General features: G+C 44.7%; 5 protein-coding genes. All 5 read right to left on the bottom strand.

Annotated features, from left to right (window positions below; genetic code table 11):
* Nucleotides 1-47 precede the first annotated feature (47 nt).
* The 5 genes from VLN09_RS04800 to VLN09_RS04780 all read right to left on the bottom strand — a co-directional run bounded on the left by VLN09_RS04800 (nt 48) and on the right by VLN09_RS04780 (nt 8,692).
* Nucleotides 48-2,168 carry an acetyl/propionyl/methylcrotonyl-CoA carboxylase subunit alpha gene (locus VLN09_RS04800; protein ID WP_325244205.1) on the bottom strand — a complete coding sequence of 707 codons (2,121 nt, stop codon included), beginning with the start codon at nt 2,166-2,168 and terminating at the stop codon, nt 48-50.
* Nucleotides 2,169-2,297: 129 nt separating this feature from the next.
* Complete coding sequence (locus VLN09_RS04795; RefSeq protein WP_325244203.1) at nt 2,298-3,104, bottom strand: enoyl-CoA hydratase/isomerase family protein; 807 nt, start codon at nt 3,102-3,104, stop codon at nt 2,298-2,300.
* A gap of 61 nt (nt 3,105-3,165) precedes the next feature.
* Nucleotides 3,166-4,776 (bottom strand): carboxyl transferase domain-containing protein, encoded by a 1,611-nt coding sequence (locus VLN09_RS04790; RefSeq protein ID WP_325244201.1) that lies wholly within the window; start codon nt 4,774-4,776, stop codon nt 3,166-3,168.
* Nucleotides 4,777-4,901: 125 nt separating this feature from the next.
* Complete coding sequence (locus VLN09_RS04785; RefSeq protein ID WP_325244199.1) at nt 4,902-6,656, bottom strand: AMP-binding protein; 1,755 nt, start codon at nt 6,654-6,656, stop codon at nt 4,902-4,904.
* Between the two features lie 278 nt (nt 6,657-6,934).
* Nucleotides 6,935-8,692: an AMP-binding protein gene (locus tag VLN09_RS04780; protein WP_325244197.1), complete on the bottom strand. Its 1,758-nt coding sequence runs from the start codon at nt 8,690-8,692 to the stop codon at nt 6,935-6,937.
* Nucleotides 8,693-8,986: the final 294 nt, after the last annotated feature.

Here is an 8,986-nt window from a genome sequence, read left to right as displayed (position 1 = left end):
GATGGTAACGTGTTTTGGGTACGAGATACTCATACTGATTGTCCTTTTTACTTACTATCTTCACTATCAATACGCAGCAGCTCATCACCATCAGCAACCAAGTCACCCGCGCCGAATAATAATTCTGCAACCACGCCGTCTGTCGGTGCAGTAATGGTATGTTCGATTTTCATCGCTTCAATGACAGCTAATGGCTCGCCCTTTTTCACGGTATCGCCAACTGCTACCTTAAAGGCAACGACCTGTCCTGGCATTGGTGATTTTAAGCTACCGACCGCTGCATTCTCTTCGCCGACGTGCGCCATAATATCAACAAGGGTAATTTCATCTCGTCCATTATCTGTAAAGATATAGACGGTCTCATGGTTTGTCCAGCTTTGGGCGTTGATACGGGCACCATCTAACCACAAGGTATGGTTGTGTGCGTCAATACTGCTATAGCTGACTTGACCTTCATAGACTGTCGAGGTTTGCGCCGCCACATTACTCTTATCTTGAATATCGGTATTGGCGACTTCTTTCCCAATAACTAGCGTAAAGCTACTGAGGTTATCGCTGCCCTTTTTGCTATCTACGCAGCTTGCATTGTGCCAGTTGCTAATAAGCGCGTTATAAGATTGTTCATCATAAACCAAGCTAAACGAGCGTGTATAATCGCTAAAGGCACGGAAACCTGTAGGCTTACTAAACGGGTCGGCATCTGAACTATGTAATACCGCCTCACTGGCAAGTTGCTGCGCAATAGCAGTAACTACGAGTGTCGATAGCTCAAGTGGATGCTGATTAAACAGCTGCTCGCGCTCACGCTCAATCAGCGCGGTATCAAGATTGGCTTGACTAAATGATTCCGTGTTTATAATGTATCGCAAAAATGCCACGTTATTTGGCAGACCGACGATGCGTGTTTGCGCGAGTGCACGATCAAGCTTGGCTAACGCTTGCTCGCGAGTAGGCGCATGAACGATAAGCTTCGCAATCATAGAATCATAGAACGGACTGATGACATCGCCTTCGCGTACGCCATCATCGATACGCACATCTGAGCTGTTCTTATTAATGACAAAGGTACTATGCTCAGGCTTTTGATAAGTGAATAAAGTACCCGTTGCTGGCAGAAACCCATTGTCAGGATTTTCAGCACAAATACGTGCTTCAATCGCATGACCGTTTATCGCTAGCTCGTCCTGTTTTTTTGGCAATGGCAAACCTGCCGCGACCAATAACTGCCATTCGACCAAATCTACACCAGAGATAGCTTCACTGACCGGATGCTCAACTTGCAGACGGGTATTCATTTCCATAAAATAAAAGTTCATCGAACCTTCGCGCTGCTCAACGATAAACTCAACCGTACCTGCGCCAAAATAATTGACCGCACGAGCAGCTTCGATTGCCGCTGTTCCCATCGCTTCACGCATCGCTGCATCAACACCCGGTGCCGGCGCTTCTTCCAATACTTTTTGATGTCGACGCTGTACCGAGCAATCTCGCTCAAACAGATGGACATAATTACCATGCGTATCACCGAAGACTTGAATCTCGATATGGCGTGGTTTCAACGCATATTTTTCGACCAATACTTGATCATTACCGAAGCTGGTAATCGCTTCACGGCGGCATGACTCTAATAAATCGATAAAATCGCTGCTTTGCTCAACGATACGCATGCCTTTACCGCCACCACCAGCACTGGCTTTAATCAGTACCGGATAGCCGATGATATCGGCTTGCTGCTGTAAATACTGGGCATCTTGATTTTCACCATGATAGCCAGGTATCAGTGGCACGCCTGCCGCTTCCATTAAACGCTTGGACTCAGATTTTCCGCCCATCGCACGGATAGCGTCAGCTGATGGACCGATGAAGACCAATCCTGCATCTTGACAAGCTTGGGCAAAATCCGCATTTTCACTCAAAAAACCATAACCTGGGTGAATCGCTTGTGCACCAGTCTCTTTGGCAATGGCAATGATAGCATCGCCTTTCAGATAGCTGTCTTTAGGAGCCGAACCACCCAAATATACGGCTTCATCACAAACAGCTACATGCTTGGCTTCACGGTCAGCATCAGAATAAACCGCGACGGTACTTACACCTAAACGCTTGGCAGTCGCGGCAACTCGGCAAGCGATTTCACCACGGTTGGCGATCAAAATTTTAGAAAACATAACTATCCCTGTATCTTGTCGTTTTATCGTTGATAAATAATCAAACGGTAGGCTGATATTCACGTATGACCTTTTACGCTAAATTGGTTTTATTACTAATTGATAATTTAGCAAACATATTTTTTATGGCTATTCTGCTACTAGCCAATTGGGCTGACGCTTTTGCAAAAAAGCTTGTACGCCTTCTTTACCTTGCTCTGATGAGCGAATATCAGCGATGCCTTTGACGGTATCTGCAATCAGCTCATCGGTAATGGTTGCGCCCGCGACTTCATGCAATAAACGCTTGCAGGTTTTGACGGCCTCAGGGCTGTTTTTAACCACTTTGGCGCAGAACGCAGCAATCGCTTCATCCAGCCATTCTTCACTAACGCGCTCATGGATAAAACCAAGCTGACGGGCTTTTTTAGCATCGAATACTTCAGCACTTAAGAAATAACGCTGCGAGGCTCTAGCACCTAATGCTCTAATGACATAAGGGCTGATAGTAGCTGGCGCTAAGCCCAAACGTACTTCACTAAGACAGAAATTGGCAATTCTCACCGCGATTGCCACATCACAAACCGCAACCAAGCCCATACCACCTGCATAAACATCACCTTGAATAGCCGCTAGCGTTGGTTTTGGACACTCATAAATAGTCTTGAGCATTTGTGCCAATTTATCTGCATCCGCTAGGTTCTCCTCATAGCTATAATCCGCCATGGCGCGCATCCAATTCAAATCCGCTCCCGCGCAGAACGCTTTACCGGCAGCCGCTAAAACGATAACGCGTACTTGATCATCAGCGCCAAGCGTGGTGAAAACTTCCGTCAACTCAGCAATCATTTCATCGTTAAAGGCGTTACGTATCTCAGGGCGATTCAAAGTTACCGTCGCCACATGCTGCTCAACGTTAACCAATAGACTTTTATAATTATTCAAAGTTTGTTGCATAACCTTCTCTATATTTTATGTATTTACGAGCGCTAAATGACTGGCGATATACCGTTCAATACTACATTCTAAAGACACCAAAGCTTGTCTCTTCAATCGGCGCGTTATGAGCTGCGCTAAGCGCTAATGCCAACACGTTACGCGTATCAGCAGGGTCAATCACGCCGTCATCCCATAGACGAGCGGTGGCATAATAAGGATGACCTTGCTCTTCGTACATCTCACGAATCGGCGCTTTAAATGCCGCTTCGTCTTCATCACTCCATGCTTCGCCTTTACGGTCAAAGTTATCACGCTTGACGGTTGCCAATACTGAGGCTGCTTGCTCACCGCCCATCACAGAAATGCGTGCATTTGGCCACATCCATAAGAAGCGCGGACTATACGCACGTCCACACATACCGTAGTTACCCGCACCGAATGAGCCACCAACGATAACGGTGAATTTAGGTACTTTAGCATTCGCCACTGCCATCACCATCTTAGCGCCGTGGCGAGCAATACCTTCGTTTTCGTATTTACGACCGACCATAAAGCCGGTGATGTTTTGTAGGAATATCAAAGGAATTTTGCGTTTACAGCACAGCTCGATAAAGTGCGTGCCTTTTTGTGCAGATTCACTAAATAAGATGCCATTATTGGCAATAATACCAACTGGCATACCTTCAATATGAGCGAACCCACAAACCAGCGTCGTGCCAAAGCGTGCTTTAAATTCATCAAAGGCACTGTCATCAACAATACGGGTGATAATCTCTCTAATATCAAATGGCTTGCGCTTATCAGTTGGAATAACACCGTATAGCTCTTTTGCATCATAGCGCGGTGGAAGTGGTTTGATTTGATTCGGAATCTGTTTAGCAGGACGATTTAGATGGCTGACGATATTACGCGCTATTGATAACGCATGAGTATCGTTTTGTGCCAAATGATCAACCACGCCCGACAGACGGGTATGTACATCGCCGCCGCCCAGATCTTCTGCTGTGACTTCTTCACCTGTTGCGGCTTTGACCAGTGGCGGACCACCCAAAAAGATGGTTCCTTGGTCTTTAACAATAATAGATTCATCACTCATCGCTGGCACGTATGCACCACCAGCGGTACAGCTACCCATAACCACCGCAATCTGTGGAATGCCAGCGGCACTCATATTAGCTTGATTAAAAAATATACGTCCAAAGTGCTCTTTATCAGGAAATACTTCATCCTGATTGGGCAAGTTTGCACCGCCAGAATCAACTAAGTAGACACAAGGCAAGTTGTTTTCTTGTGCAATCTCTTGGGCACGTAGATGTTTTTTGACCGTCAGTGGATAATAGGTGCCGCCTTTTACCGTGGCATCATTACAGACAATCATACACTCAATGCCGTTAATGCGACCGATACCAGCAATCACGCCCGCCGCTGGAATATCTTCGCCATACATGTTGTGCGCCGCCATCGGAGCCACTTCTAAAAATGGCGTACCAACATCGAGCAAGCGTTCAACACGCTCGCGAGGCAACAATTTGCCACGTGCTAAATGCTTGGCGCGCGCCCGCTCTGAGCCACCTTGGGCGACTTTACGCAGATGCTGATATAAGTCATCGACGACCTCTTGCATTGCAGCACTGTTCTGCTGAAATTCAGCGGCATTTGGACTCAGTTTACTGGTTATGATAGCGCTCATGATATCCCTTTTCTTTAATGCGTAAATGCGAGTAGCTTTTTTATGCGAATTATTTTAACTATTGGTTATTTTAGTTTTTACCAAAAAAAGTTATTAGTAAGACAAGAGCTAGAACGGCTCAATTTTTATAAGCCTAATTCTTCTTTCATTTGCTCAATAATCTTATATTTTTGAATTTTGCCAGTGATGGTCATCGGATACTCAGTCACAAAGCGGTAATAGGCTGGCACTTTATAATGGGCAATATGCTCACTACAGAATTGACGTACTTCCTCTTCAGTTAAGCTGCCCTCTTCCTTAGGAATAATCCAAGCAGCCAATACCTCGCCATAACGCTTATCTGGGATCCCAACGATTTGTACATCACGGATTTTAGGGTGACGGTAGAGGTAGTTCTCGATTTCGACTGGATAGATATTTTCACCGCCGCGGATGACCATATCTTTACTACGACCGACGATTTTGACATAGCCATCTTCATCCATAGTAGCCAAATCACCGGTATGCATCCAGCCATCTTGAATGGCCTCACGGGTTTTAAAATGACTGCCCCAATAACCTTTCATCACCGAATAACCACGAGTCAATAGCTCGCCAGTCTCACCTAACGGTACAATCTCACCTGTTTCGGTATCGATGACTTTGACTTCAAGCGCCGGCTGTACGAGTCCTACGGTCGAGACTTGCTTATCAAGTGGCGTATGCTCATTAGTCTGACAAGAAACTGGACTGGTCTCGGTCATGCCATAAGCAATGGTGACCTCCTTCATGTGCATCTCATCGATGACGCGGCGCATGACCTCAATCGGACAGCTAGAGCCTGCCATAATGCCAGTACGTAAAGTGGATAAATCAAAATTTTTAAATTCAGGATGGTCAAGCTCAGCGATAAACATCGTCGGCACGCCATGTAGACCCGTACACTTTTCATCTTCTACGGCTTTTAAGACAGATAACGGCTCAAACCCATCATTTGGATAAACGATACAACCGCCATGAGTAAGAATGGCTAAATTACCAAGCACCATACCAAAGCAGTGATATAAAGGCACTGGAATACACAGTCTATCTTCTTCAGTGAAATTCATAGCTTCACCGATAAAGTAACCGTTATTTAAGATATTACGGTGGCTTAAAGTCGCGCCTTTGGGGGTACCCGTCGTACCACTGGTAAACTGTACGTTAATGGCATCAGTGTTTTTAAGCTGTGCTTGACGCTCAGCGATACGCGGATCATTGGCATCACCTTCTGCCATCCATGCAGAAAACTTCTGCATAAATCCAAACTCTTCATCACTGTCTGGCTCATCAATCCAAATGATGCGCTCAATCGTTGGTATCTCAACCAAATCTAGTTGAGTGTAGTTTTTGTGGTAAATCTCAGGACACATCTCACGGATTAAACTGGCATAGTCACTACTTTTAAAATGGCGCATGAGCACCAATGCCGAGCAGCCCAATTTATTTAGCGCATATTGCAGCTCAAAAACACGATAAGCAGGGTTGATATTGACTAAAATGACGCCGACCTTTGCAGTCGCTAATTGCATCAAAAGCCATTCAGCATTGTTATGCGACCAGATGCCGATGCGATCACCAATCTCAAGCCCCATCTCAATCATGCTGCTCGCTAACTGATTGACTTGCTGTTGCAGTTCACGATAAGTCCAGCGGATATTTTGATGGCAAGAAACCAGCGCTTCGCGTTCAGGATATTTGGAGACAATGGCATCAAAGAAATCACCGATGGTCGCTTCAATCAGCGGTACATCAGGACCTTTATCATAGCTATGAGTCAGCGGGGCATTTGCCGAGCGCGCGCCCATATTAATAGAGGAGATATTATTTAGAATGGTATCAAAATGAAAATCTTGAGTCATAACGAGTCCTTTCGTTTTACTTTTTATAATGCTTATTAGTCGCCTGCCATCCATTCACTCTTCCTTGAACAGGTCTCGACTAGCGTTAGCTACTATACCGTCTTAAATCGAATGCTGTCAATAATAGTAATACATTATGTATCATTTAAAATAAAAAAATACAGTGAATTTATGATTAATTAATAGACGATGAGTCTTTTATGTCACTTAAATGAGAAAAACCAGCCTTATACCATAATAGTAAAAAGCTGGCTTTTCCAGTCATTAATAGTCTCAAGTTATCCTAGACCCAACTCCTCCACCATTTGCTCAATGATTTTATATTTCTGAATTTTCCCAGTCACCGTCATCGGATATTCCTCAACGAAGCGGAAATAGGTCGGCACTTTATAATGAGCAATATGATCGCGACAGAACTGCCTGACGTCTTCTTCAGTTAAGCTACCCGGCTCTTTTGCAATAATCCACGCCGCCAGTACTTCGCCATACTTTTTATCAGGAACACCGACAATTTGCACATCGCGAATCTTAGGATGGCGGTATAGATAGTTCTCGACTTCTACTGGATAGATATTTTCGCCGCCGCGAATGATCATATCCTTACTACGCCCAACCACAGTGATATAACCCTCTTCATCCATGGTTGCAAGATCACCGGTATGCATCCAGCCATCTTGAATGGCTGTACGTGTTTTAAAACGGCTACCCCAATAACCTTTCATCACCGCATAGCCATAAGTCAGTAATTCGCCTGTCTCTCCAATAGGGACGACATCACCGGTTTCAATATCGACGATTTTGACCTCAAGTCCTGGCAGCACCATCCCTACGGTAGAGACTCTCTTTTCAAGTGGCGTTTGCGAGCTGGTCTGACAAGAAGCCGGACTGGTCTCAGTCATGCCATAAGCAATCGTGACCTCGCTCATGTGCATCTTATCCATGACACGGCGCATGACCTCAATCGGACAGCTAGAGCCGCCCATGATGCCCGTGCGTAAACTGGACAAATCAAAGCTATCGAAGTCGGGATGATCAAGCTCTGCGATAAACATCGTCGGTACACCAAGCAGAGCTGTACACTTTTCTGCTTCCACCGTTTGCAATACTGTTAGCGGATCAAAACCATCATTAGGATAAACAGCACAGCCACCATGGGTTAAAATTGCTAAATTGCCACCCACCATGCCAAAGCAATGATAAAGCGGCAATGGGATACATAGCCTATCCTCTTCCGTTAGCCTCATTCCCTCACCCATGAAATAACCATTATTTAATATATTTCGATGCGTTAAAGTGGCACCTTTCGGTGTGCCAGTCGTGCCACTGGTAAACTGCACACTAATAGCATCAGTATTTTTAAGCTGGGCTTGGCGCTCTGCGATGCGCGGATCATTGGCATCACCCTCCGCCATCCATGTAGAGAACTTTTGCATAAAATTAAAATCTTCATCACTCTTTGGCTCATCAATCCAAATGATGCGCTCAATCGTCGGAATCTCAACCAAATCAAGCTGGGTATAGTTTTTATGATAAATCTCAGGACATAACTCACGAATCATTTGCGCGTAATCACTGCTTTTAAAATGACGCATCAATACCAGTGCCGAACAGCCTAGCTTATTTAGGGCATATTGCAGCTCAAAGGTACGATAAGCAGGATTAATATTGACTAAGATCACGCCGATTTTTGTGGTCGCTAATTGCATCAGCAGCCATTCAGCATTGTTATGCGACCAAATGGCGATACGATCACCGATCTCAAATCCCATCTCAAGAATGGCACTGGCTAACTGATTAACTTTTTCCTGTAGCTCGCGATAGGTCCAACGGATATTCTGATGGCAAGAAACCAAGGCTTCACGCTCAGGATATTTATGGACAATAGCATCAAAAAAATCTCCGATGGTCTCCTCAATCAGCGGCACATCAAGTCCTTTATCATGGCTTTGGGTAAGTGGCGCATTTACTGAGCACGCGCCTATATCAACTTTGGGAACATTATTAAGAATACTGTCAAAATCGGCAAGCTGAGTCATAACGAGTCCTTTCGTTTTGCTGTTGAGTGTTTTTTATCAGTGCTGCAAAAATAGGCTAGCAAAGTAAATGCGCTTTTTCCCTTGAATACTCTTTATTGCATGTCCTTTATTAAATATTCTTGATCGCTATATATTTGTCATCACAGATTCTGATTAAACTAAACTAAGTTCTAACCAATAATATAGCGCCTTAAATTAAAGAATATCAATAATAATACGATATGTATCGATATTGCTTTTCCCTGACTATAGAACCCTTAGAAAAGATGCGGTAGATATGAACACAAAAAAGCC

This window comes from Psychrobacter sp. (assembly GCF_035469765.1).
Classification (GTDB): domain Bacteria; phylum Pseudomonadota; class Gammaproteobacteria; order Pseudomonadales; family Moraxellaceae; genus Psychrobacter.
Note: the sequence above shows the minus strand (reverse complement) of the source record. Positions and strands in the feature narration are given on the sequence as shown.

What these genes read in the sequence shown, in the direction of transcription:
- VLN09_RS04795 (WP_325244203.1), bottom strand. Translation starts at nt 3,104, where the DNA reads ATGCAACAAACTTTGAATAATTATAAAAGTCTATTGGTTAACGTTGAG.
- VLN09_RS04790 (WP_325244201.1), bottom strand. Translation starts at nt 4,776, where the DNA reads ATGAGCGCTATCATAACCAGTAAACTGAGTCCAAATGCCGCTGAATTT.
- VLN09_RS04785 (WP_325244199.1), bottom strand. Translation starts at nt 6,656, where the DNA reads ATGACTCAAGATTTTCATTTTGATACCATTCTAAATAATATCTCCTCT.
- VLN09_RS04780 (WP_325244197.1), bottom strand. Translation starts at nt 8,692, where the DNA reads ATGACTCAGCTTGCCGATTTTGACAGTATTCTTAATAATGTTCCCAAA.
- VLN09_RS04800 (WP_325244205.1), bottom strand. Translation starts at nt 2,168, where the DNA reads ATGTTTTCTAAAATTTTGATCGCCAACCGTGGTGAAATCGCTTGCCGA.